The following is a 24579-nucleotide window of genomic DNA, read 5'->3' as shown; positions in this document are numbered from 1 at the left end:
TGGTTTGTTTTTACATTTTGAATCAATCATTGGTAAAATAGTTATATGCGACTAACAAATTGTAATGAACAAAATAATTGAGGTGCCAGCTATGACTGACAAACAAATCATTCAACATGCCGCCACATATGGTTTAACCTTCTTAGCGTTATTAATGGTCACATTTTTTGTGCCCATGATTAGTTTTCTAACCATACTCTTATTACCGATTCCGATGATTATTTTTGCATCGAAGTACGGCTTTAAACCAGCTTTAATTCTGTGGCTGTTAGTATTGGCTATAGGTATTTTGCTAACATGGTTTACGATACCGTTCGCCCTTATTATGGGCCTAGGTGGTTTAATGATTGGTGTTGCCATTTATCAAGACCAGCAACCTTACGAAGTGTTAGCAAAGGGAACGATTGCTTTTGTTGTGACATTGGCCGTTGTCTATGCATCAACCCAACTGATCTTTAATATGGATTGGATAGGACAGTTTGAAACGGCGATGGAAGAATCAATTGATACAACAGTTTCATCGGTTGAAGAAATTGGAGTTAATGTCTCATCCGAAGATTTAGAGATCGTTAGAGAAGGGTATCAAGATTTAATTTATTTATTACCAACATTGATGGTGTTGGTCGGCCTTTTCTTGGCCTTCGTTTCACAGTGGTTAAGTTATAAATGGATGAATCGTAAAGAAAATGGGAAATACAAGTTTCCACCATTCAGGAATTTTTCATTGCCAACAAGTATTATATGGGTTTTCTTGTTAGGTATTATTATGTCATGGATTTATACCGACCCAGCTGATACGATGTACTTAGCAGCCACTAATCTTTACGCCTTGCCAGGATTATTATTAGTATTGCAAGGATTGTCATTTATCTTTTACTATACACATTATAAAAATTGGAATAAATCAATTCCGATTATTGCTGTGATTGTCTTTGTACTGTTTCCGTATTTGCTCGTATTTCCGCTACGAATGATTGGCATCATTGATTTAGGGTTGCACTTACGGAAAAGACTTGAAGGGAACAAATAAGTGATGAACTTCATCTTAGGAGATGACGTGTTATGAATGATGTCAAAAAGTTAATCACAAATAGAACCATTTGGCTATTACATGCGTTGACGGTTGTCCTACTCGGTATTGTAATTTATTATCACTGGATCATTGGGATCGTATTAACAGGTATTTTTGCCTTGATTATCGTTTCAGGATTAAGAATGGAAGATCGTTTGAAACGTAAAATTGAGCAATATATTTCAACGCTATCCTACCGAGTGAAAAAGGTTGGTGAAGAGGCATTATTGGAAATGCCTTTTGGAATCGTTTTATATAATGATGAGTACCAAATTGAGTGGGCCAATCCGTACATGAATGATTTTATGGAAGCGGACGATACTTTAATCGGAGAGAGCTTATCAGATTTATCTGATGACCTGATCAAAGCGATTAAAGATGAAGATGATGAACTACGTATAGAAATTGATGGCAAGATTTATCGTGCTGTCATTAAACGAGAAGAAAAACTCGTTTATTTCTTCGATCGAACGATGTACGCTGAATTAGAAACACGTTATCAAAATGAAGAAACGGTTATATCGATTATTTATTTAGACAACTACGAAGAATTAACGCAAGCAATGGATGATACGTCGAAAAGCCGAATGAATTCACGAGTAACATCCATTTTAAATCGTTGGTCAAAAGAATATGGATTTTACTTGAAGCGAACGTCACAGGAACGTTTTCTTGCTGTGATGAACCGTGAAATTCTAGAGAAACTAGAGTCAAGTAAGTTCGAGATATTAGATGATGTTCGTGAGTTGATTTCTGACCAGAATGTTCCGTTAACCTTAAGTATTGGCATAGGAAGAGGGACAGCAGAATTACGAGAATTGGGTGACATGGCACAGTCAAGCTTAGACCTGGCCTTAGGTCGTGGCGGTGACCAAGTTGCGATTAAAGATGAGCACGGGAAAGTGAAATTCTTTGGTGGTAAAACTAACCCAATGGAGAAACGTACACGCGTCCGTGCTCGAGTTATTTCTCACGCTTTACGGGAATTGGTTAATGAAAGTGAGCAAGTATTAATTATGGGTCATAAAATGCCAGATATGGACTCGATCGGTTCATCGGTCGGTATTTTAAAACTGGCTCAACAAAATAATAAAGAAGGCTATGTTGTATTTGATCGAGATGGCATGAATACAGGTGTTCAAAAGTTAATCGATGAAATAGATGAAGATGACTCATTAGCTGAACAATTCGTCTCACCAGATGAAGCATTAGATATGGTGACGAAGAATACACTTATTGTCGTTGTTGATACGCATAAACCGTCGATGGTGATGGAAGAAAAATTATTAAATCGAACAGAACATGTTGTGGTGATTGATCACCATAGACGTGCCGAAGAGTTCATTAATGATCCAACGCTCGTTTATATGGAACCTTATGCCTCATCAACTGCAGAGCTCGTAACTGAGTTGTTACAATACCAAGATGGACGGGTGAAGTTAAGTACACTTGAATCATCCGCTCTATTAGCTGGTATTATTGTCGATACGAAGTCGTTTACTTTACGTACAGGATCGAGAACGTTTGATGCAGCGTCATATTTAAGGTCGAAAGGGGCAGATACCGTTTTCGTCCAAAAACTGCTTAAAGAAGATCTAGACGTTTATGTGAAACGAAGTGAACTGATTAAGAATGCGACGGTCTTTAAAGAAGGTGTTGCGATTGCTAAAGGTAATGAAGGCGAAAGTTATGGGCCAATTATTATTGCACAAGCAGCTGATACATTACTGACGATGGATGGGGTACAAGCATCCTTTGTCATTTCCGAACGAAGTGACAATCAAATTGGTGTCAGTGCCCGTTCATTAGGTGATATTAACGTTCAGGTCTTAATGGAGAAAATGAACGGTGGTGGTCACTTAACGAATGCGGCAACCCAATTAGAAGACACGACAATCGAACAGGTTGAAGAACAATTACGAGATATCATCGATGACTATATGCAAGGAGGGAATTCGTCATGAAGGTAATTTTCACAAGTGACGTTAAAGGTAAAGGCAAAAAAGGTGAAGTAAAAGACGTAAACGAAGGTTATGCACGTAACTATTTATTGAAACACAATCTAGCAGTTGAAGCGACTAAAGGAAATCTTAAACAGCTAGAAGGCCAGAAGAAGAAACAAGAAGAAAAAGAACAAGAAGAGCTAGATGAGGCTAAACATCTAAAAGATACACTTGCAGACTTAACCGTTGAATTATCCGCGAAATCTGGCGATAGCGGACGTTTATTTGGGTCTGTAACGAGTAAACACATTGCTGATGAATTAAAGCAAAACTATAATATCAAAATTGATAAACGTAAGATTGAACTGGATGAGCCTATTCGCACACTAGGTTACACAAATGTTCCAGTCAAATTACATCCAGATGTAACAGGAACATTAAGGGTGCACGTCGCAGAGAAGTAAGGGAAGCACTCCGGTGAAGAGGAGGAACGAATGTGGCTGAAGATATGACAAACGATCGCACCCCGCCCCATAATATAGAAGCAGAACAAGCTGTTTTAGGGGCCATATTTCTAGAACCCAATGCTGTTGTGACTGCGAGTGAAATTATCTTACCTGAAGATTTTTATCGAGTGAGTCACAAGCGCGTGTTTGAAATGATGGTTCAGTTAATGGACAGGGGCGAGCCGATTGATTTAGTAACCGTGACAACCGAATTATCAAATGCCGATATGTTGAATGATATAGGTGGTGTCTCATACTTAACAGACATTGCCAACTCAGTTCCAACAGCAGCTAATATTGAATATTACGCTCGGATCGTAAAGGAAAAATCAACTTTACGACACATTATTTCATCTGCTACAGGAATAGTGACGAAGACTTTTGAAGAAAATGAAGCCGTCACTGAATTGCTTGATTATGCGGAACGATCAATTTTAGATATTTCGCAAGCTCAATCTTCGGGTAAATTCCGTAATATTAAAGATGTCTTAGTCAATGTTTATGATAATATTGAACAATTACATTACAATGATGAAGACGTGACAGGTGTTGCGACAGGCTTTAATGATTTAGATAATATCACATCTGGCTTTCAGAAAAATGACCTCGTGATTATTGCTGCCAGACCATCTGTAGGTAAGACGGCCTTTGCGTTAAATATTGCTCAGAACGTAGCAATCAATTCTCAAGAAAATGTCGCCTTATTTAGTTTGGAGATGGGCGGTGAACAACTGGTTAGCCGTATGCTATGTGCAGAAGGTAATATCGACGCCCAACGTCTCCGTACAGGTAAGCTTGAAGATGAAGACTGGGGTAAATTAACGATGGCCATGGGTAGTTTATCAAACGCTGGGATTTACATTGATGATACGCCAGGTATTAAGATTAATGAGATACGCTCAAAATGTCGTCGTCTGAAACAAGATCAAGGCCTAGGGATGATCATGATTGACTACTTACAGTTAATTCAAGGGTCACCCGGAGGTAGTGAGAGTCGTCAACAAGAAGTATCTGAAATCTCACGTTCACTTAAAGCATTAGCCCTAGAACTAGGCGTTCCTGTAATCGCATTGTCTCAGCTATCGCGTGGTGTTGAACAACGCCAAGATAAGCGACCGATCATGTCTGATTTACGTGAATCAGGAAGTATTGAGCAGGACGCGGATATCGTCGGGTTCTTATACCGTGATGATTATTATGAAGAAGAAAGCGAAAAAGAAAATATTATTGAGATTATCATTGCTAAGCAACGTAATGGTCCTGTTGGCACAGTCGAACTTGCCTTTGTGAAAGAGTACAACAAGTTCGTTGACTTAGACAGGCGTTACAGTGACGCAGATATTCCACCAGCATAACCTACACCATTAAGAAGTGTAGGTTATTTTTTGTTATAAATACGTACATTATTAAAGTTCACAAAACTTTTATTCGGATTTTGTTTTAATAGGTAGCTTGTTTATGATAATATAGCCGTGGATGAAAAAGATATCGGAATGTTTAGGAGGAATCAGCATGACGACAGCAGTGGTTGTAGGAACGCAATGGGGAGACGAAGGAAAGGGTAAAATTACAGATTTCTTGGCGAAACAAGCGGATATCGTAGCGCGTTATCAAGGTGGCGATAATGCTGGCCATACAATTCAATTTAACAGAGATACGTATAAACTACACTTGATTCCATCAGGTGTGTTTAATCCCGATAAACTGTGTTTGTTGGGCAACGGAATGGTTATTAATCCAGAATCCTTAAATAAGGAAATGGATTACTTAAAGGAATTTGGGGTTTCTTTAGATCATTTACGAATTAGTAACCGTGCTCACGTAATTATGCCGTATCATATTGAACTAGATCGATTGCAAGAAGCGGCTAAAGGAAAAGAATCTCAAATTGGTACGACTCAAAAAGGGATCGGTCCAGCTTATAGTGATAAGATTAATCGATCAGGGATTCGAATCGCGGATCTTATTGAACCTGATCAGCTTTATGAACGAGTTATGCGTGAAGTTGAAGAAAAGAACCATCTATTAACTAAACTGTATGACGCAGAACCACTGGATGCTGATGAGATTTTCAAAACTTACCGAGCTTATGGCGAACAATTGGCACCATTAGTAGAAGATACATCATTTATATTAGATGAAGCTTTAAATGAAGGACAAGATGTATTGTTTGAAGGAGCACAGGGCGTCATGTTGGATATCGACCATGGTACTTATCCTTACGTGACCTCATCGAATACATCAGCTTCTGGTGTTGCAACAGGAAGTGGAATCGGCCCTAATAAGATTGATCGGATTATTGGCGTCTCTAAGGCGTACACGTCACGTGTAGGAGACGGTCCATTTCCAACAGAGTTAGATGATGCGATTGGTGAGCAAATCCGAGAAGTTGGACGCGAATATGGTACGACAACAGGTCGTCCTCGTCGTGTCGGTTGGTTTGATGCAGTTGTTTTAAACCACGCTCGTCGGACAAGTGGTGTGACTGATCTATCATTAAATTCATTAGACGTATTATCAGGGTTAGATCAAGTGAAAATTTGTATCGGGTATGATGTGAATGGTGAAACAATTAAGAGCTATCCAGCGACTCATCAAACGTTAACATCATGTACACCAGTTTATGAAACGTTGAAAGGCTGGAAGGAAGATTTATCGAATGTCCGTTCATTTGATGATTTACCTGAAGCGGCACAACATTATATTGAGCGCATTGAATCTTTAACTCAGACACGTGTAGCGATCTTTTCAGTTGGACCAGACCGAGACCAGACAATTGTCCGTCATGCACTGTTCCAATAACTTATTAAATAATCTCTGGATTTTATTAAATAAGTTGTCGAAGTTATCTCATAAATAGAGCTATTAATTTAATAAATGATGAGCTCACATAAAGAACCCGCCTCCTTAACTGATATGAGGAGGCGGGAATTTTTATTAATTTTATAAAATAGCTTGTCAAAGAGAAAATGGCTGTGATAAGATTTAATCTGTCGGCAAAAGGTCCGGTAGTTCAGTTGGTTAGAATGCCTGCCTGTCACGCAGGAGGTCGCGGGTTCGAGTCCCGTCCGGACCGCCATTCTAATTGTGTTTCACGTGAAAACAAGATCATCACCTAAGTTTGTGAGTAAAAAAACACTATTTAATAGACAACATAGTGTTTGAAATAATAACATTTTAATATTATACGGCTCGGTAGCTCAGTCGGTAGAGCAACGGACTGAAAATCCGTGTGTCGGCGGTTCGATTCCGTCCCGAGCCACCATTTTTACACAGTTAATAGACTGTGTCTTTTTTATATCAAAAAACTGACAAAAAAATCCGCCAATCAACAATTTAACTACCATTACATTGGTTGGAGTTCAAATTTATTCCAAGTTCTATACAATTTCATTACAAGTGTGTTAAAACGGTTTATTCTGGTAAAGAATTTATGGTACATTGTACACTGTCAGTTTAAATCTATCTAAATATAATAGAGTAAACATATAAATACCATAGGAACTTATTGGGGGAAAAGAAATTGGTTAACTTGAGGACGTTAATGTCTCATAGTAAGACACAAATCAGCAATCTCCTCAGTCAATCTTGGCTAAAGAAAACAATTGTAACATCTGTTTTAGGTACAGGATTGATCTTCGGAACGGTGCATGCTGATAGTGAAAACGTTAATCTATCAAATGTATACCACGTCTACATGGATGATAAACATATAGGAACGGTAGGAAATAAAGAAAATGTTCAAGATTTTATAGATGAACAAGAACAATCAGCTGAAAAATCTCACTCTGATGAAAATATTGACTTGGTGCCTTCTCAAGAGATTAAATTCGTTGAAGAATTTGTCTTCTCAGAGCCAGATGGTACAGATCAAGTAAAATCGACATTAGAAGAAGATTTATCATTTGCTGCATCAGCTATTGAATTAACAGTTGGTGATCAGGTGCTTGGTTATGTCAACAATTTAGATGAAGCCAATCAAGCCGTGAATCAAGTTATTGAAGATCATTTACCAGATGATGTTGATCAAGATTTTGAACTATTAAAAGACAAATTCGATAAACAAGATCAATCAGCAAAAATCAGTCAATTACTACCAAAATCATCATTAGACACTGATTTATCTGATAACCCAGATAAAGAAAATCAAGAACTATATTTCCAACAATCAATTGAATTAGATGAAGGTTCTACGAAATTAGACGTCGGATTTACCGAAGATGTTTCATTTAAAGAAACAAAAGTAGAATCTCAACAATTACTTGAAGTTGATCAACTAGCTAAATTAATTGAACGAGGCGTTGAAACGGCACAGTCTTATGAAGTTAAAGATGGTGAAACAATCTCAACTGTTGCTAGTAAACATGATTTGAGTGCTGACGAATTAGTCAGCTTAAACTCAGATTTAGAAGAAGATAGTGTTATTCAAGTAGGGCAAAGCCTTGACGTAAAAGGAATGTCTTCTCTAGTTGATGTTAGCTATACGAAAGAAGTGACAGAAGAAGAAACGATTGAATACGATGAAGTCACAGAAGAAACGGATTCACTTTATGAAGGCGAATCAGAAGTAGAGCAAGAGGGATCTGATGGTAAGAAAGAAATCACCTATCAGGTTAAAGTAGAGAATGGTAAAGAAGTCTCTAAAGAAAAAGTAGATGAAGAAGTCGTAGAAGAAGCTCAGGATAAAATTATAAAAGAAGGAACTAAAGTGATTCCTTCTCGCGGAACTGGGGACTTCGCTTGGCCTGCTGTAGGTGGTCATTTAACAAGTACTTATGGTCCACGCTGGGGTTCTCACCACGATGGGATTGATATCGCTGGAGTAAGTGATCGCACAATCAAAGCTGCCGATAATGGAACGATTGTTGAAGCGGGATATCATTCGGGAGGATTTGGTAATCGCGTTATTATTGACCATAATAATGGTTATCGTACAATATATGCTCACTTATCCTCAATCAATGTTAATGTTGGCCAAACTGTACAAAAGGGACAATCGATTGGTCAGATGGGTAATACTGGACGTTCAACTGGCGTTCACCTGCATTTAGAACTTAAGAAGAATGGAAGTACCATTAACCCGGGACCTTATTTCAAATAAGATTTGAACCTCTAGCTAAAAATTAGCTAGAGGTTCTTTAAATAGGTCAAAAAAGTGTAACTAAAGTAAAATTAGGGAAATAGTAAGACAATTACACTAAATTACGATAAAATAAGAAATAAATACGTTTAAGGATGGTGTCAGATGATGCGACATTTAGTTTTAGTTGTCGATGATGAAGAACCCATTGCAGATATATTAAAATTCAACTTAGAAAAAGAAGGTTATGATGTAATCTGTGCTTATGATGGAGATGAAGCAGTCAATTTAACGAAACAAGAAGAACCTGATTTAATCTTATTAGATATTATGTTGCCAGAGAAAGATGGTATGGAAGTGTGTCGGGAAATTCGTCAAGACTATCAAATTCCGATTATTATGCTGACAGCCAAAGACTCAGAAATTGATAAAGTGTTAGGATTAGAACTAGGAGCTGACGATTATGTCACAAAACCGTTCAGTAATCGGGAACTCATTGCCCGTGTGAAAGCGAATTTAAGACGTCGTGGGACAGAAGGGCAAGAATTACCTCAAGGGTCGATTCCCAATATTAAGATTGGCGGCCTTGATATTAACCGAGAAAATTATTCCGTTACACGTTACGGTGAGCCAGTAGATTTAACACACCGAGAGTTTGAACTATTATTATACTTAGCTAAACATATCGGACAAGTCATGACACGTGAACATTTACTTGAAACCGTATGGGGCTACGATTATTACGGCGATGTCCGTACGGTGGATGTGACAGTTCGTCGTTTACGTGAAAAAATTGAAGACAACCCGAGTAACCCAACATGGATTGTGACGCGACGAGGTGTGGGCTACTACCTACGAAATCCTGAGCAGGAGTAGATTGAATGAATAGGCTTAAAAGCTTCTTCAAATCGATTCAGTTAAAATTTATTATTATTTATATTCTATTATTACTAATTGCGATTCAAGTGATAGGAGCCTATTTTGCTCGCCAACTTGAAACGCAGTTATTAGATAATTTTACTGAATCGATTAATGACCGTGTAGAATTAGTGAATTATAACTTAGAACAAGCCCTGTCCGCTGAACGTGAAGAGGACGGACCAACTCTTGAACAAGACGTTCAGTCGATTATCTATGACTTTGATTCAGAGGATATAACCAAAATCCAAGTGATTGATAGTAATAATCGGGTATTAGGAACCACGAGCCAGTTTGATCAAGAGAATGTTGGAAACCGTACGACTGAGCCCAGGATTCAGCGAGCTCTCTCAGCAGGTAATCGAGAAGAAACTATTGTCTATAACTCTCAAATTGGACACCGAACGCTTGTGATTTCCACGCCAATTGAAGCGGATGGCGAGATTGTCGGAGCTTTATCGCTTGAAGCTTCGATTGAAAGTGTTTATTCGCAGCTCGATGATATAAACAGTATTTTTGCGAATGGTACGATGCTCGCGATTACAGTTTCTGCTTTGTTAGGTGTATTAGTCGCCAGGACGATCACTCGACCCATTATGGAAATGCGGAAACAGGCAAAAGTTATGGCAACGGGTGACTATTCCAATCAAGTTGAAGTTCATGGTGAAGATGAGATTGGTCAATTAGCAGTTAGTTTTAATGAATTAAATGAGCAATTACACTTGGCACAGGCAACTACTGAAGAAGAACGGCGTAAGTTAAGCTCAGTCTTATCGAATATGACAGATGGTGTGATTGCAACAGATGATTATGGCGACATCATTCTAATGAATGAGCCTGCATCGAAATTAATCGGTAAGGAGTACGTTGAAGTGCAAGGACAACCTCTTCTTGATGTGCTCGGATTGTATGATCATGTGGATCACTTAGATGAAATTAAGGAACTTAGTAGCACGATTATTGACTTTTCAGATGAAAATCAAGAATTATTACTTAAAGCGAATTTCTCAGTCTTCCAAGATGATGAGGAAGAAATGAATGGCTTCTTAACTGTATTAAGTGATGTCACGGAAGAAGAGAAGGTTGAACGTGAACGACGCGAATTTGTCGCGAATGTATCGCATGAGTTACGCACACCACTAACTACTATGCGGAGTTATTTAGAAGCGTTAACCGATGGGAACACATGGCAAGATGAGCAGATTGCACCGAAGTTCTTGAATGTTGTTCAGAACGAGTCTGAACGAATGATTCGACTCGTGAATGACTTATTACAACTTTCAAAAATGGATAATAAGGATTACCGATTAGAGAAGAAGCGAACAGAATATATTGCCTTTATTGATCAAATTGTCGATCGATTTGAGATTAATTTAAGGTCAGGCCTTTCTATTGAACGTGATCTGCCGAATAAACGTTATTATGTTTGGATGGACTCTGATAAAATTACACAAGTCCTCGATAATATCATTTCGAATGCGATGAAATATTCTCCTGAGGGTGGCCAAATTCAAGTCAAAGTTGATGTCCAAAAGCATCATATTGTCACCAAAGTGACTGATGAAGGTGTCGGGATTCCGGATGAGAAGATTGATAAAATCTTTGATCGTTTCTATCGTGTTGATAAAGCTCGGACCCGTCAGTTAGGCGGAACGGGACTTGGTTTGGCTATCGCAAAAGAAATAATAGAAGCACACGATGGAACTATTCGTGCTGAAAGTCGTGAGAATCAAGGGACTACAATCTCATTCCGTCTACCGTTGATGCGTAAGAAGCGAGGGTGATGAAATATGGATTTAGAAAAGTTAAAATCAGCTGTTTTAGTCATCCTCGTTGCGACAAGTCTAGGGCTAACCTTTGCTTTATGGACATATCAACCTCAATACGAAGAAACGGATGAGATTACGTATTTAGAAGAAAATGAATTAGACGGTGAGCAGCAGACAATTAGTGAAATTGTTACGCCAGATCAAATTATTTTTAATCACCATAATAATTTCTCTAGCTTACAGAGTAAAACAGAGGAACAGCAGTTATTTCAGGATATGTCAGATTGGACATTTTCGGAACTAGATCAGTACTCGTCGGAAGATGGTGGTGATGTTTGGACACCTAATGTTGAACTGGTGATGCCAGTCAGTGTTCCGTATGAAGCGGTTAATCAATTATTCGATGTTGATGATAGCACGAATCTACAGGCTGAATCATTTAATCGTGTTTTCTTTCAATTAACACGAGGCTCAGAAGAACAAATTCGTGTGAGTTTCACCTCCGATCGTCATGATCAAGTGTTAAATGGATTGATCGAATCTGTAAGTGCTTATGATCATTTACAAGGCTATATCTATGATGACAATACAGTATCAATGGAAAAGGTTGAACTTCATGAAGATCAACCGAAAGACTATATATATTTAACTAGCGAAGATACAATAGCGACAGAGCACACGGTTTTGTTAAACGAATTAGACGAACAGCCGCTTAGAAATGTGTTATTTAGTAACCCGACATTGATTAGCCAACAAAACACAGGTGATGATTATGAAGAAGTATTAACAGATGGAACACGCTTATTAGGATTTAATAGCGCATTTAGTTCTGGTCGTTATATTGAATATTACAAACCGCCAACTCAAGAATTGAGCGATTTGAACTCAATGGAATTATTAACTAGAAGTGTGAATCATACCAATGACTATTATGGGTGGACAAATAATTTTAACGCGAGTGAATTAAGCGAACAGAACCAAACGATTCAATATCGCTTGCACCAGAATGGGTATCCTGTTTTTGATGATAATCAATATGTGACGTTGCAGCAGATATGGGCTAATCAAGAGCTAGAGTCATTGTCACGCCCGTTGTTTAAACTCACGACACCGTTTCAGGATCGGGATAACGTGGAGCTTACGTCAGGTATATCAATCTATAACTACCTAGAAAGTAGCTCACAAGAGATATCTCTATCATTAGTTAGCGATATTAAGATGGGCTATGACTTGAGTGAAGAAGAAGGCTCGAGTAATGTGTTATTTTTAGAACCGAAGTGGTTTATTAAATATGCAGGGGCATGGCGTCCGTTTAGTTATTTTGAAGAACGAATTACCCTGCAGGAGGATGGATAAGCATGCAGTGGGGACAAATTAAATCATTGTTTATAATCAGCTTTCTCATCCTTAATGTGTTCTTAGGGCAACAATTATTTGAAAAAATCAGTGACACGGATTTGGAACGGTCATCGCAAGCGAGTTTTGAGGAACGTTTAGAAGCGCAAGAAATTGAGGTTGGAGAATTACCGGAATCAGGTAAAAAAGAGGTCTATATCTCATCGAATCGCTATGAATTCACAGAAGAAGACTTTAATAATATAGAAAACTCATTTAATAATCAACAAATGGTGATTATGAATGATGATACGATCGTGAGTCAATTCAATGAACCTCTAGAACTTGATGGAGGGGATAATGATATTTTAGATCATGTGTATCGTGGAGAGGATTATCAGTTCTGGAAATCCTATAATAATCGATTAATCTTGTATTTCCAAAAACAGAACGATCGACCTGTATTTTTCAATTATTCAGGTGTATTAGCTGTACTCTTAAATGAAAATGGTGAAGTGACAAGCTACGCTCAAACCTTGTTAGGTGAAACAGAAGAAGAAAGTGAACCACAAACGGTTCTCGATCCGATGAGTGCGATTCGGACATTATATTCTGATGTATTAGAGAGCCAAGATGAGATTACGGACATGAATTTGGGGTATCATACTCTAGTGCCATTAGAAGAAGGGGAACAAATCTTTACCCCAACATGGAAAATCACAATTAACGATGAAGAAACACACTTTGTGAATGCAATTGAAGGACAAGTCATTCCTAGTGAGGAAGAGGAGTTTGTCGATTCCATTACCTATTTTGTAGACTATCAAGTAGAGGAACTGATTCGGAGTGAAACAGAATGAGCTTAGAATTTAGTGTTTTAGCATCAGGAAGTTCCGGGAATGCATTCTATATCGGAACAGATCAAACGAAATGGCTCGTTGATGCAGGGTTAAGTGGTAAGAAGATTGAAACATTACTCGATGAAGTCGAGGTGAACCCACATGACTTAGATGGTGTCTTAGTCACGCATGAACATAGTGACCATATTAAGGGATTAGGCATTATGGCTAGGCGTTATAACTTGCCGATCTATGCTAATGAGAAGACATGGAGCGCCATGGATTCATCGATTGGCAAAGTCAGCCAAGAGCAAAAGTTCGAATTTGATATGGAAACCGTTCGAACATTTGCGGATTTAGATGTCGAAAGTTTCGGTGTGTCTCATGATGCAGCAGACCCGATGTTTTATGTCTTTCACCATGAAGGAAAAAAAGTCGCTCTCTTAACTGATACGGGTTATGTGTCAGAACGGATGAAGAAAACGGTAGAAAATGCTGATGCTATTTTGTTTGAAACGAACCATGATGTGGGTATGTTACAAATGGGTCGGTATCCGTGGAATGTGAAGCGACGAATTCTCAGTGACTTAGGTCATGTATCGAATGATGATGCCGCATGGGCGATGATGGATGTCATCGGCGATCAGACAAAGCAAATATTTTTAGGTCATTTAAGCCAAGATAACAATATGGTTGATTTGGCGCAGATGAGCGTTTCACAAACCTTAACCCAATACGACTATCCCATTGGAGACGGCTTGGACCTTGTGCCGACAAGTCCAATTAAGCCGACATCTTTGATACGTTTATAACGTTGCCAAACTATCGTGACAACGTTGTAATAGATTAAAATCCCATAGCGAGGTGGTAAGATGAGTTATGATGATCAAAACGAGCATAACCAGACACCTAAGTCTAAGTCGAATAAATCCTGGCTTATAGGTGTAGTGGGTGCAGTTATTGGATCCATTATCATGTTTATTTTACTAACGTCATTCACAGATATGAATATGACGTTAGGTGAGTCGAATGATACAAATAATACTGAGGAAACGGAGAACGGAAACTCAGAAGATTCACAGGGTCAAAGTGGCGACAGTAATTCCGAAAATGTTAATGTCGATATTTCCACACAAACAACGGAAGTGGTTGATAGTGTATCGAATGCAATAGTTGGTGTTGTGAATATACAAGAACAGAATATTTTTGGTAGACAACAACAAGAATCTGGACAAGGCTCTACAGGATCAGGTGTTGTTTATAAAGAACAAGACGGCTCAGCTTATGTCGTGACCAATCATCACGTGATTGAAGGCGCTAGTTCAGTAGAGGTCGTCTTCCAAGATGAGACACAAGTAGAAGCCGAAGTTGTTGGAAGTGACATGTACACGGACTTAGCTGTTCTACGCATTGATAACGAACATGTCAGTGAAGTCATTGAGTTAGGTCAATCAGACTCCTTAGATGTGGGTGAACCTGTCGTTGCGATTGGTAACCCATTAGGTCTACAATTTGCAGGGTCTGTGACCAAAGGGGTTGTCAGCGGTAAAGACCGTTTAATTCCAGTTGACTTAAATGAAGATGGCACGAAAGATTGGCAAATGGAAGTCCTACAGACAGACGCAGCCATTAACCCTGGTAACTCAGGTGGTGCGCTCGTCAATATGAAAGGTCAACTTGTCGGGATTAACTCCATGAAAATCTCTTCTGCTCAGTTAGAAGGACTTGGCTTTGCGATCCCAATTGGTTCCGCGAAACCAATCATGGATGAGCTAGAAGCAGATGGAGCTGTCACTCGACCGTACGTTGGTATTTCACCAATGTCATTAGCAGATGTGCCGAAATATCATTGGCAAAATACCTTGAACCTACCTGATGATATTCAAAAAGGTGTTGTGGTCGCATCAGTTGAGAACATGTCACCAGCAGCACAAGGTGGTTTAGAACAATATGATGTAATCGTCGAAATTGATGGACAATCAATCGAAAATGTCCTTCAGCTACGACAGTATCTGTATAACGAAGCAGAAGCAGGACAAGACATTAATGTTACGTACTACCGTAATGGCGAACAACAAGAAACAACCATCACACTCACATCACAAGAATTTTAAATGATCAATGAAGAACTTACTCACAATGTGGGTAAGTTCTTTTTAATATTCGGATATAGCGAGTTGTACACACTATTCACCGATTTATACACATCATGTGGGTGGGAAATTGTTTAATTCTCTATATATGGAGGATGATAAGAATATCTCACTAAATATAGCACGAACATATGTTGATATGTGTGTAACTCTGTGGATAAACCCACTTATAGACAACATTACACAAGCTATAAAGAGTTTATGAACAAGTTATCAACAACACCTGTGAACAGTCTGAATAACTCCAAATCCGATAACATCAACGTTGCAAGAAATACACGACTTATGACATAGTGAAAGAGACATAACTGAAAAACGAACATTTATAATCGAAAACGATGAAACAAACGTGAATATTAAATTGAAATAAAGATAATTCAAAAGAATGCGCTCATGGAGGGATTTCATGCAGATTACCATCATATCTGTCGGCAAGTTAAAAGAGGAGTATCTAATCCAAGGCATCGACGAATACTTAAAACGACTAAGCAAATACGCCAAAGTTAAAATTGAAGAAGTACCAGACGAACAAGCCCCTGATCAATTAAGTGAAGCGGAAGAAAAACAAGTTAAACAGAAGGAAGGCGAGAAGATATTCACAAAGTTATCCACAGATCACTACGTCATCACCTTAGATCTCGACGGCAAACAACTCACATCTGAACAATTCGCCCAAAAACTCGACGACTTAGCTACATATGGCAAAAGTAAAGTCGCCTTTGTGATTGGTGGCTCACTTGGATTAAGTGACGACATCAAACAACGCAGCGATTTGGCTATTTCGTTTAGTAAAATGACGTACCCTCATCAATTGATGCGACTGATCTTGGTGGAGCAGGTTTATCGCGCGTTTCGGATTATGCGCGGGGAACCGTATCACCGTTAATGGTAAAGAAAGGTGATACGAGTATTACACTCAATAAAGAGCAAATTGATCGGTTATTGGGATTAGAACATTAAAACTATCAAAGGTACCGTTAATAAGTTTGTGTGAAATAGTAGGGTAATCCTATTTTCGAAAACAGGTCGCTGGTTAAACCAGCATACCTTCCTTTGATAATTCATAAATAGGGGATCCAATTTACTCTTTTAAGGAGGGATGATGAAAGTTCGTTCAATCTGACCACGTTGAGTATTGTCAGAAGCAAATATATTCAGAAGTATATTAACAAAAATACAGTAAATAGAATAACTCTATAAGAACAATTAAATATAGACATTTTCATAGAAAGTTAACAATTTCTTTGACTTTAAAGGGTATACTTATTATGTAAGCATAATATTTCAGTATATTTAGGGAGGTAATGTTAATGAAGGCTGCAGTATGGTATGGCAAAAAAGATTTACGGGTAGAAGACCGGGAGTTAAAACCTCTTAAGCAAGATGAAGTGAAAGTACGTGTCGGTTGGGCTGGTATTTGCGGAAGTGACCTTCATGAATATGAGGAAGGTCCTGTTTTTATGCCGAACGAATCAAAAGACGAATTAACAGGTGAGCAGACGCCTTTAATAATGGGACATGAATTCGCTGGTATTGTTGAAGAAGTTGGTTCAGGAGTAAAAACAATTAAAGTAGGAGATCGTGTAGCGGTTAATCCAACTCTCACACATGGAAACAAACCAGAAAAGATGGATATTTATGATGGATTTAGCTTTATTGGTCTTCATGGTGATGGCGGTTTTACGAAATACGCAAACGTGCCAGAATCAAACGCGTATATTTTACCAGATTCACTTACTCTTCAAGATGGTGCACTTGTGGAACCAATGGCTGTCGCTGTTCAAGCAGTGAAAGAAGCAGATATGAAGTTTGGGGATACAGTGGCTGTTTTTGGAGCAGGGCCGATTGGGTTAGTAACCATTTTAGCTGCTAAAGCTGCGGGTGCGACACGTATTATTGCTCTTGACCTTTCCGAAAAGCGTTTGGAGAAAGCGAAAGAGTTTGGGGCGACTGACCTTATTAACTCTGGGGAAACGAATCCAGTAGAAGCTATTCATACTCTTGAGAAAGATGGAGTTGATATTTCTTTCGAAGTCGCAGGAGTAGCACCTACTTTTGAACAAGCTATTGCTGGAACGAAAGCGCGTGGAACAATGGTTATTGTTTCTATTTTTGCAAAATCAATCGATTGGAATCCAATGCAGTTAACAGGAAGTGGTGTGAAAGTAACATCAACAATTGCTTATTCACCGACTACTTTTCAACAAACCGTTGACCTGATGGGGACTGGACAATTAACGCCACGTGGTATTATTACTGATAAGATTCAACTAGATGATATTGTTGATCGAGGTTTTGAAGCTTTAGGTAATGATAAGTCTCAAGCGAAGATTTTAGTAGAGTTGAGTGGAGAAATGTAAATCTGAGTAAACTTTAAATGATTGGATAGTTTATTTAATCTGTTTGTAAGCAGATTATAAGTTATATAAAAGTGATAAATAGCCCATAGTAGTCGTGTCATCATCGCGTTGTTAGATGATCTATGAAACTGCTATGGGCTATTTATAGTATGTAATATTCTTATAAAGGATAGAAAAAAGGGGGGGGGATTTGGATTAACTGTCTAGCACCTCCATTTTTTTATGAATTTTTTCCAAGGCGTCATCTATTTGTTCTTTTTGTTGGATTAAGTTTGTTTGATGATCTTCAAAAATATTTTTTCTTTCTTCTACAGTGGATGGCCCTTGCATATATAAATGAGCAACATGTCGAAGTGTTTTAATTGGCATGCCGGTTTCACGCATACAACTAATCATTTCAAGCCAAAAAAGATCATTTTCATTGAATCTACGATACCCATTTTCATCTCTTTCTACGAAAGGTAAGAGCTGCTCTTCATCATAGTAACGGATGGTTGAAGTCGGTATACATACTCTTTCTGAAGCTTCTTTAATCGTCAACATATTTTCTTCCACTCCTTTAAATGTCACGATAGATACATTGATCTTGTGTTAACCCTTGAATAGTTATGGAAATTTAAGGTTATTCCGATTAATGTGCACGGTATATCCCACCTCTTATTCATTTTGTTAAATAGCTTTAGTACCGTCTAGTTTGTTGATGCATTAACATTTCTTCACTGTGACACATGAAACAGATCATTCAAATTTTCATAATCTGTATGTAAATTTTACTATAAAAATCTACATACTTAAATAAATCGGAGATGTATTTTGATTTTGCATGACACCCACAGAACATACGTTCTTAACTTCTTCTTTAAAATTAATATTTGCATTCAAGTTCACTTGAAAGTTTATACTAATTCTACAATTAATAAGGAGGAATCTACATGGGCAAATTTTCAACGTTAAAAGATAAAGTTGTTGTTGTAGCTGGTGGAGGAAAAATTTAGGTGCTTTGGTTAGTAAAAACTTCGCGGATGCTGGGGCTAAGGTTGTGATTCATCACCATAGCGATTCTAGTAAAAACAGTGCGGAGAACACTTTGAATTCTATAAATGAAAGTGGTGGTCAAGCTGCTTTGTTTCAGGCAGATTTAACAAATGTTATAGAAATAAACGAGCTTTTTGACTTTGCTGTAGATAACTATGGAAAAGTAGATGTTGCTGTAAATACAGCAGGAAAAGTGTAACGAAAGCCAATTCTAGAAACCAGTGAAGAAGAGTATGATAGTATGGCAGATATTAATGCTAAATCAGCATACTTTTTTATTCGAGAAGGAGCTAAAAAACTGGAGGATAATGGGAAAATTATAACAATGGTAACATCCTTACTAGCTGCTTATACAGATGGATATTCAACATATGCGGGTGGCAAGTCCCCGGTAGAACATTTCACACGTGCAGCATCTAAAGAATTTATGGATCGTGGAATATCAGTGAACGCTATTGCGCCTGGTCCAATGGATACATCATTTTTCTACCCTCAAGAAACGGATGAAAGAGTTGAATTTCATAAATCTCAAGCACTTCATAATCAATTGACCCAAATAGAAGATATTGCACCAATTGTTCATTTTCTGGCGACTGATGGTTGGTGGATTAATGGCCAAACAATTTTCGCTAATGGCGGATATACTGTTCGATAATTAAGGGAGGAAAAAGATATGCATATTTTTTTAGCTGAATATAAGTCATCTACAACAACTATTTCTATACTTGATCAAAAAGGTAAGGCAATTGCAAATCGTGATGTGGAAATTCCAGAATATTCATTTGTGAATAAATTGACTAAAGAGCTTATTGAGTTATCTCATGAACAAGAACTCTATCATGATGATATTTTTGGGATAGGGGTCGTAGCAAATTATGGTACATTGAAATTTCAATCCAAAGAAGAATTTCAACAGCACCTTGAATCATCCTTTGGTTTTCTGGCTGTTGTAGATGTTAATAAAGAGAATGTTATTGAAAATCTATTGTCGTCATAAAGAAGAAACCAGAGAATCAAAGGTATTGACCTTTGATTCTCTCTTATTGTGATGTTTGATTGAATCATTAACTTAAATATTTCAGGAAAGTCTCGTCAGATTTTAATGCAATAGACAGTTAGTTGGAGTACCTAGCATGATTTCAATACGGCTTTAAGATTAACACAATAATGACCAAACAATAATAGGAAGGTGATTAAAATATGCAAAAGAAAGAAGTAAGTATATCTGAATTATTTTTTGATTTGATTTTTGTCTATGTTTTAGCCTCCATTGCCCAAACAGTTGAAAGCATTTCATTAGGAATTCTTTCATTAGAAGGGTTAGGGAAACATTTAATGTTGTTTCTGGTGTTTTTCGCTATATGGGTTTATCGAACATTATTAGTGAATAGGTATTTTGATAAAACATGGTACCAATATTTATTTGTATTCATAGATATGTTTCTAATCATATTACTATCTCAATCTATTAATAGTAATTTTCAAGAGACATTCACTCCATTTGTCTTATTATCTAGTGCTCTATTTATGTCGACCGCTGTGCAGTATGGTATTGTTTATTTAAAATATAATGACTCAGCTGTGAAGAAACTTTCTATTACATATGGATTTGGCTTAGTTCTTTCATCCGTTATTGCTATTATATCTATTTTTTTAGATGCAAATGTTAATTTTTGGGTTTATTTTGTTGCAATCTTGACTGTATCAGTTTTCCCATTATTTTTTACAAATGTATCTCGTAGACAACCTGTTTATTTTGATCATTTACAAGAAAGACTATGTTTATTTATGATTTTATTATTTGGAGAAGGCATAGTCGGCGTTATTAATAATTTAAGTGAGCAAGCAATTAGTTACACGAACATTGGTCATTTTACTATTATCGTTTTATTATTTGTCATATATGGGTGGCATTACAAGGTTGGTACTAAAGATTATGTAGAAACAACAGGTTTTGGGATTTGTTATACTCATTTAATATTAATCTTTTCTTTAAATATGGTAATCTTATTAACAGGTCATATTTTACATGGATCACATATTGATTCCTTAATGTCTATAGCGATTTTATTATCTATTTTTGTTTATTCACTAATGATTGTATTAGATAATCATATCTATGGTCATGTAAAAATGATGCAACCATTAATTGGTTTAATACTATTATTTGTGATTACAGGATTCGCATTGTTCATGGTAGGTTCAGTTAACTTAATTATTTCAATTATCATGATGTATATTGTATTGAATATGGCCTTAATGTTTTACCCAATCAAGCATAAGATTTTATTACAATATTTTTAAATATTCAAGGTAATTATAAATGGTCGTTTAACAAATGTGACTATAAACATATTGTAATACGAAAAAGAAAATCCATTATATCTATTGAGAAATGATTGTCTGACTATACCCATGATGTGGTGAAAACTCTTGACGTTGAATGTATTTGTATGATGAAGGGAGAATGGGTGCTATGACATATAAGGGGAAAACTCGGAGATATAAAATTAAGACGACTTTTGACAACAATGTACAACAGCGTGCTATCAAAGTTTTAGATCGTCATATAGGAAAAATTTTTATTTATTATGAAGATGAAATTATAATCGTTGACCATACAAACTCAAGCCCTCTAAAAGAATACTTAAAAAAACGTATGCATTTCATCCAATCTGGAGCTTATGATTGAGTATTATATTTATTGAGTATTAAATTTATCTGTGGAATTTTGCACGAACTAACTAAACATTGTAGGGTTAAAAAATTTAACATTAATATGTACAATATATTATAAATGCTTATTCTTCAGAAATTGATGTGTATCAAATCATCAATACTTATGAAGAAAGTCTACCTTCATCAGGTGGCGGCAAGATGAGCACGAACAAGGCTCTGATGATGAAGATGAAACATTGCCACAAACAAATAACGTATTTGAGTGAAGATATGTTGTAATAAGAGTAATCTTATTAATCGGCGGTGCATGGCTCTTACATCGAAATAAGATGTCAGAAGATAAGAGTTGATGATGTTGAAGAAAACGATAGCTATTGGAATGTTCGTCTTAGGGATTATATTGGTTAGTTATCAACCAGCGCTAGATTGATATAATCAAACCCTATTTATTGGATAAAGAGTATGGTGAAGTATTAAATGTATCACATGAAACCATCACGGCTAATACGAAGGCTAGCCATGATCCTTCCTCAATTTGATATTGATGCGATCGATTCGCTAAACTCATCTGAAATCAAGGGTGTTGACATTAATAAAAAAATGTCTTAGGCTCCATCTCTGTTCCATCCGTTTCAATGGAGTTGCCAATTTTATACGGAACGACGAATAAGAATTTGGACGTCGGAGCAGGGACTATGAAGCCTGTTCAACAAATGGGGGGGGAGGCAACTACGCTTTAGCAAGACACAACAATACGAACCGTTCGTTACTGTTTGCTCCAATTCGTGATATTAAAAAAGGAGATGACATGATTCTTTCAGATGGGAAGTAGCAGTACATCTATGAAATGGTTGATAGTGAAGTTGTTGAGCCACATCGAACTGACATAATTGAAAACGTCGAGGGAAAGAAACTCTAACACTCGTCAGATGTTACAGTGACGATGGATCAGATCTGATTATTGTTTATGGTGAGTTGAAACAGATTGTTGATTGAATTAGAATACCAAGAATACAAGAACCGCTCGTTGTGAAAGAAACGTTCACTTTCATGAACTGTAACCCTAAAAATGGACAGTTTAATAAAAAGCGCTAGGATGCTAATAGGTGACTTCGGTATTGTGCCGGGGTCATTTTTTGTAAGGTCCATTGATATCGACCATGGTTGTAATACGTCATGTAATCTTCAATTGCTTGCTTCACGTCAAAAACAGAGGAACATGCTTTAAAATCAATGCCAACTTTCATGTGCCCAAAGAAAGACTCCATCGGCGCATTATCCCAACAGTTACCACGACGAGACATCGACTGATCTACGCCTAGGCCTCTTACTGTCTTTTGAAACTCAGAATGAGTGTAATGCATTCCCTGGTCGGAATGGATGAGACAGTCTGAATGAGCGACAAACTCCTCACGCTTCACTAACTTATCAAGTGTTGTATACATAATGTCCATCTTTAAAGAGGTCGAGAGGTGATAAGCTAAAATCTCTCGTGTTGCCCCATCTTTAATAACGGATAAATAAGCTTTTTGTCCTTTCGCATAGTAGATATAAGTGATATCCGTTAAGAGGACTTTATGCGGTTCTTGTTGATCGAATTGACGTTCTAATTTATTATCGCACGTTTGATGCTCTTGCGTTGTCTGAGCGATTTGTTTATAAGGATTCGCTCTGCGAATGGTGCACATCAGATTGTACTTCTTCATAATGCGGCGGATGCGTTTATGGTTCATCCCAATGTTATCTTCATTCTCTAAGATCATTTTGATTTGGAGAGCGCCAACTTTTCCTTTATATCGGCTGTGTATTTTCTCGATGAGCTCATAGGCAACCTCATCTTGTCGTTCTTTTTGTTGACGAGCTTCGTCTGATTTCAACCAGTTATAATAACCCGATCGACTGACGTCTGCTAATTCACAAAAATATTGAATTAACTGAGGAAAACCATACTCTCTAACCATTTGTTCAATCAATCGAAATTTGTCGGATATTGTTATTTCTTCTTCGACTGCCTTTCGAGTTCTTCTAGCTTTTTTACGAAGTCTAGTTCTGCCTCCAGATACGCAATGCGCGCTTCAGCTTTCTTTAGCTTGTCTTCAGAAGAAAGCTCTTTCGATGAAGGACGTCCTGTTGCCGATTTCCCAAGCCGTTCTGTAAAGAAACCGTCTTCTCCATACTTCTGAAACATATCTCGCCAACGCTTGATACATTCTTTGGGCTTTTTATCCCCAATAATGGATAAGTCGAATCCATGTTCAACAAAGATTTGATGCGGCCCTTTTCCTTGCTCATTTTCCTTTACAGCTTTCACTTTAAATTCAGGTGAATAAGAAATAGAACGATCTGAAACCTTGATGATATTGGAATTGGATTCTAGTTCTCTTCTTTGTGATTCGCTAAAAATAATTTTAGACATGTTTATAACCCCGCTCGTATTAGTTAATTCGATTATAAATGGATATTCAAGGTCATGAAACACAAAAACCCTGAATAAGGGCACTTTTTATCAGTGTCCTTATTCAGGGTATAGTTCAAATTTGGAGTGGTTTTGATACATGAAGACACTATGTATATTCCATCTCCACTTTCCTACGCTGGCATAATCCAGATCAGGTTATAAGGGATTAAGAAATAATTCTTATCTCAGCCTATTGGCATCCCTAGTGGGATATTTTATTCTTTTATTTAAATCGTATCTTATTTTTTTGTCAAACAAATATAAAAGTAAGTGTGTAGAGTTTTTAATACCTAGTTGAGCATTTTTATTATGTTAATATAGAGATGGAGAAGCGATTTATGTGCATTCAGATTTTGCACTTAGGACACATGTTGTCTTATTATGGTAATTATCACTTTTGTGTTAATTAAAGACTGGACAGAACAAGAACGA

General features: G+C 37.3%; 18 protein-coding genes, 2 tRNA genes, 1 pseudogene and 1 riboswitch. Of the genes and pseudogenes, 19 read left to right on the top strand and 2 right to left on the bottom strand.

The genetic code is table 11. The features are described from left to right. The first annotated feature begins 91 nt into the window (after positions 1-91). From ACKXGF_RS14235 to ACKXGF_RS14160, 16 genes are all read left to right on the top strand, one after another. On the top strand, positions 92-1030 hold the full coding sequence (locus ACKXGF_RS14235; protein WP_411954345.1) for a YybS family protein: 939 nt from the start codon (positions 92-94) through the stop codon (positions 1028-1030). 32 nt (positions 1031-1062) lie between these two features. Then, positions 1063-3036 (top strand): DHH family phosphoesterase, encoded by a 1974-nt coding sequence (locus ACKXGF_RS14230; RefSeq protein WP_411954344.1) that lies wholly within the window; start codon positions 1063-1065, stop codon positions 3034-3036. Then, positions 3033-3479, top strand: coding sequence for a 50S ribosomal protein L9 (rplI, locus tag ACKXGF_RS14225; RefSeq protein ID WP_167261498.1), 447 nt, complete (start codon positions 3033-3035; stop codon positions 3477-3479). Before ACKXGF_RS14230 ends, rplI begins: the two co-directional genes overlap by 4 nt. Positions 3480-3523: 44 nt before the next feature. Then, entirely contained in the window at positions 3524-4876 is a 1353-nt protein-coding gene (dnaB, locus tag ACKXGF_RS14220) for a replicative DNA helicase (protein ID WP_411955604.1), read from the top strand. Positions 4877-5033: 157 nt separating this feature from the next. Then, positions 5034-6323, top strand: coding sequence for an adenylosuccinate synthase (locus ACKXGF_RS14215; protein WP_411954343.1), 1290 nt, complete (start codon positions 5034-5036; stop codon positions 6321-6323). Between the two features lie 200 nt (positions 6324-6523). Then, a tRNA-Asp gene (locus ACKXGF_RS14210) sits at positions 6524-6600 on the top strand. Positions 6601-6710: 110 nt separating this feature from the next. Further along, a tRNA-Phe gene (locus ACKXGF_RS14205) sits at positions 6711-6786 on the top strand. A 279-nt stretch (positions 6787-7065) separates the two neighbouring features. Then, on the top strand, positions 7066-8622 hold the full coding sequence (locus ACKXGF_RS14200) for a peptidoglycan DD-metalloendopeptidase family protein (protein WP_411954342.1): 1557 nt from the start codon (positions 7066-7068) through the stop codon (positions 8620-8622). A 147-nt stretch (positions 8623-8769) separates the two neighbouring features. Next, positions 8770-9477, top strand: coding sequence for a response regulator YycF (yycF, locus tag ACKXGF_RS14195; protein ID WP_167261558.1), 708 nt, complete (start codon positions 8770-8772; stop codon positions 9475-9477). A gap of 5 nt (positions 9478-9482) precedes the next feature. Continuing rightward, positions 9483-11303, top strand: coding sequence for a cell wall metabolism sensor histidine kinase WalK (walK, locus tag ACKXGF_RS14190; protein ID WP_411954341.1), 1821 nt, complete (start codon positions 9483-9485; stop codon positions 11301-11303). 6 nt (positions 11304-11309) lie between these two features. Next, positions 11310-12644, top strand: a complete 1335-nt coding sequence (locus tag ACKXGF_RS14185) for a YycH family regulatory protein (RefSeq protein WP_411954340.1) — start codon at positions 11310-11312, stop codon at positions 12642-12644. 2 nt (positions 12645-12646) lie between these two features. Beyond that, on the top strand, positions 12647-13483 hold the full coding sequence (locus tag ACKXGF_RS14180) for a two-component system regulatory protein YycI (protein WP_411954339.1): 837 nt from the start codon (positions 12647-12649) through the stop codon (positions 13481-13483). After that, on the top strand, positions 13480-14274 hold the full coding sequence (locus ACKXGF_RS14175; protein ID WP_411954338.1) for an MBL fold metallo-hydrolase: 795 nt from the start codon (positions 13480-13482) through the stop codon (positions 14272-14274). Before ACKXGF_RS14180 ends, ACKXGF_RS14175 begins: the two co-directional genes overlap by 4 nt. A gap of 60 nt (positions 14275-14334) precedes the next feature. Next, positions 14335-15576: a S1C family serine protease gene (locus ACKXGF_RS14170; protein WP_411954337.1), complete on the top strand. Its 1242-nt coding sequence runs from the start codon at positions 14335-14337 to the stop codon at positions 15574-15576. Positions 15577-16021: 445 nt separating this feature from the next. Continuing rightward, complete coding sequence (gene rlmH, locus ACKXGF_RS14165) at positions 16022-16501, top strand: 23S rRNA (pseudouridine(1915)-N(3))-methyltransferase RlmH (protein WP_411954336.1); 480 nt, start codon at positions 16022-16024, stop codon at positions 16499-16501. 424 nt (positions 16502-16925) lie between these two features. Then, positions 16926-17975 (top strand): 2,3-butanediol dehydrogenase, encoded by a 1050-nt coding sequence (locus ACKXGF_RS14160; protein ID WP_411954335.1) that lies wholly within the window; start codon positions 16926-16928, stop codon positions 17973-17975. A 195-nt stretch (positions 17976-18170) separates the two neighbouring features. Here the strand turns inward: ACKXGF_RS14160 and ACKXGF_RS14155 are convergent, their stop codons facing one another. Beyond that, positions 18171-18518: a MerR family transcriptional regulator gene (locus tag ACKXGF_RS14155; protein ID WP_411954334.1), complete on the bottom strand. Its 348-nt coding sequence runs from the start codon at positions 18516-18518 to the stop codon at positions 18171-18173. A 496-nt stretch (positions 18519-19014) separates the two neighbouring features. On the opposite strand from ACKXGF_RS14155, the pseudogene ACKXGF_RS14150 reads away from it, so the two are divergent. The 3 genes and pseudogenes from ACKXGF_RS14150 to ACKXGF_RS14140 all read left to right on the top strand — a co-directional run bounded on the left by ACKXGF_RS14150 (position 19015) and on the right by ACKXGF_RS14140 (position 21314). Further along, a pseudogene (locus ACKXGF_RS14150) lies at positions 19015-19665 on the top strand (SDR family oxidoreductase). An 18-nt stretch (positions 19666-19683) separates the two neighbouring features. Then, entirely contained in the window at positions 19684-20007 is a 324-nt protein-coding gene (locus ACKXGF_RS14145) for a hypothetical protein (RefSeq protein WP_411954333.1), read from the top strand. A gap of 203 nt (positions 20008-20210) precedes the next feature. After that, positions 20211-21314, top strand: a complete 1104-nt coding sequence (locus ACKXGF_RS14140; RefSeq protein ID WP_411954332.1) for a low temperature requirement protein A — start codon at positions 20211-20213, stop codon at positions 21312-21314. A gap of 1466 nt (positions 21315-22780) precedes the next feature. On the opposite strand, the gene ACKXGF_RS14135 is transcribed toward ACKXGF_RS14140, so the two are convergent. After that, positions 22781-24105, bottom strand: a protein-coding gene (locus ACKXGF_RS14135) for an IS3 family transposase (RefSeq protein WP_411954331.1) whose coding sequence is annotated in 2 segments (ribosomal slippage) — positions 22781-23733 and positions 23733-24105 — 1326 coding nt in all. Because the reading frame shifts where the segments join, the coding sequence is not laid out codon by codon here. Between the two features lie 153 nt (positions 24106-24258). Next, a riboswitch (TPP riboswitch) is annotated at positions 24259-24361 on the bottom strand. Between the last annotated feature and the right edge of the window lie 218 nt (positions 24362-24579).

It is taken from the genome of Alkalibacillus sp. S2W (assembly GCF_046764385.1).
In the GTDB taxonomy this organism is placed as follows: domain Bacteria; phylum Bacillota; class Bacilli; order Bacillales; family Alkalibacillaceae; genus Alkalibacillus; species Alkalibacillus almallahensis.
This window is presented reverse-complemented; position numbering and strand designations above follow the sequence as displayed.

Excerpts from the sequence above, each read along its gene's own strand:
- walK (WP_411954341.1), top strand. The coding sequence starts at position 9,483 with ATGAATAGGCTTAAAAGCTTCTTCAAATCGATTCAGTTAAAATTTATT.
- rplI (WP_167261498.1), top strand. The coding sequence starts at position 3,033 with ATGAAGGTAATTTTCACAAGTGACGTTAAAGGTAAAGGCAAAAAAGGT.
- ACKXGF_RS14215 (WP_411954343.1), top strand. The coding sequence starts at position 5,034 with ATGACGACAGCAGTGGTTGTAGGAACGCAATGGGGAGACGAAGGAAAG.
- ACKXGF_RS14155 (WP_411954334.1), bottom strand. The coding sequence starts at position 18,518 with ATGTTGACGATTAAAGAAGCTTCAGAAAGAGTATGTATACCGACTTCA.
- rlmH (WP_411954336.1), top strand. The coding sequence starts at position 16,022 with ATGCAGATTACCATCATATCTGTCGGCAAGTTAAAAGAGGAGTATCTA.
- ACKXGF_RS14235 (WP_411954345.1), top strand. The coding sequence starts at position 92 with ATGACTGACAAACAAATCATTCAACATGCCGCCACATATGGTTTAACC.
- ACKXGF_RS14200 (WP_411954342.1), top strand. The coding sequence starts at position 7,066 with ATGTCTCATAGTAAGACACAAATCAGCAATCTCCTCAGTCAATCTTGG.
- ACKXGF_RS14160 (WP_411954335.1), top strand. The coding sequence starts at position 16,926 with ATGAAGGCTGCAGTATGGTATGGCAAAAAAGATTTACGGGTAGAAGAC.
- ACKXGF_RS14180 (WP_411954339.1), top strand. The coding sequence starts at position 12,647 with ATGCAGTGGGGACAAATTAAATCATTGTTTATAATCAGCTTTCTCATC.
- ACKXGF_RS14185 (WP_411954340.1), top strand. The coding sequence starts at position 11,310 with ATGGATTTAGAAAAGTTAAAATCAGCTGTTTTAGTCATCCTCGTTGCG.
- ACKXGF_RS14140 (WP_411954332.1), top strand. The coding sequence starts at position 20,211 with ATGCAAAAGAAAGAAGTAAGTATATCTGAATTATTTTTTGATTTGATT.
- ACKXGF_RS14175 (WP_411954338.1), top strand. The coding sequence starts at position 13,480 with ATGAGCTTAGAATTTAGTGTTTTAGCATCAGGAAGTTCCGGGAATGCA.
- ACKXGF_RS14145 (WP_411954333.1), top strand. The coding sequence starts at position 19,684 with ATGCATATTTTTTTAGCTGAATATAAGTCATCTACAACAACTATTTCT.
- ACKXGF_RS14170 (WP_411954337.1), top strand. The coding sequence starts at position 14,335 with ATGAGTTATGATGATCAAAACGAGCATAACCAGACACCTAAGTCTAAG.
- dnaB (WP_411955604.1), top strand. The coding sequence starts at position 3,524 with ATGACAAACGATCGCACCCCGCCCCATAATATAGAAGCAGAACAAGCT.
- yycF (WP_167261558.1), top strand. The coding sequence starts at position 8,770 with ATGCGACATTTAGTTTTAGTTGTCGATGATGAAGAACCCATTGCAGAT.
- ACKXGF_RS14230 (WP_411954344.1), top strand. The coding sequence starts at position 1,063 with ATGAATGATGTCAAAAAGTTAATCACAAATAGAACCATTTGGCTATTA.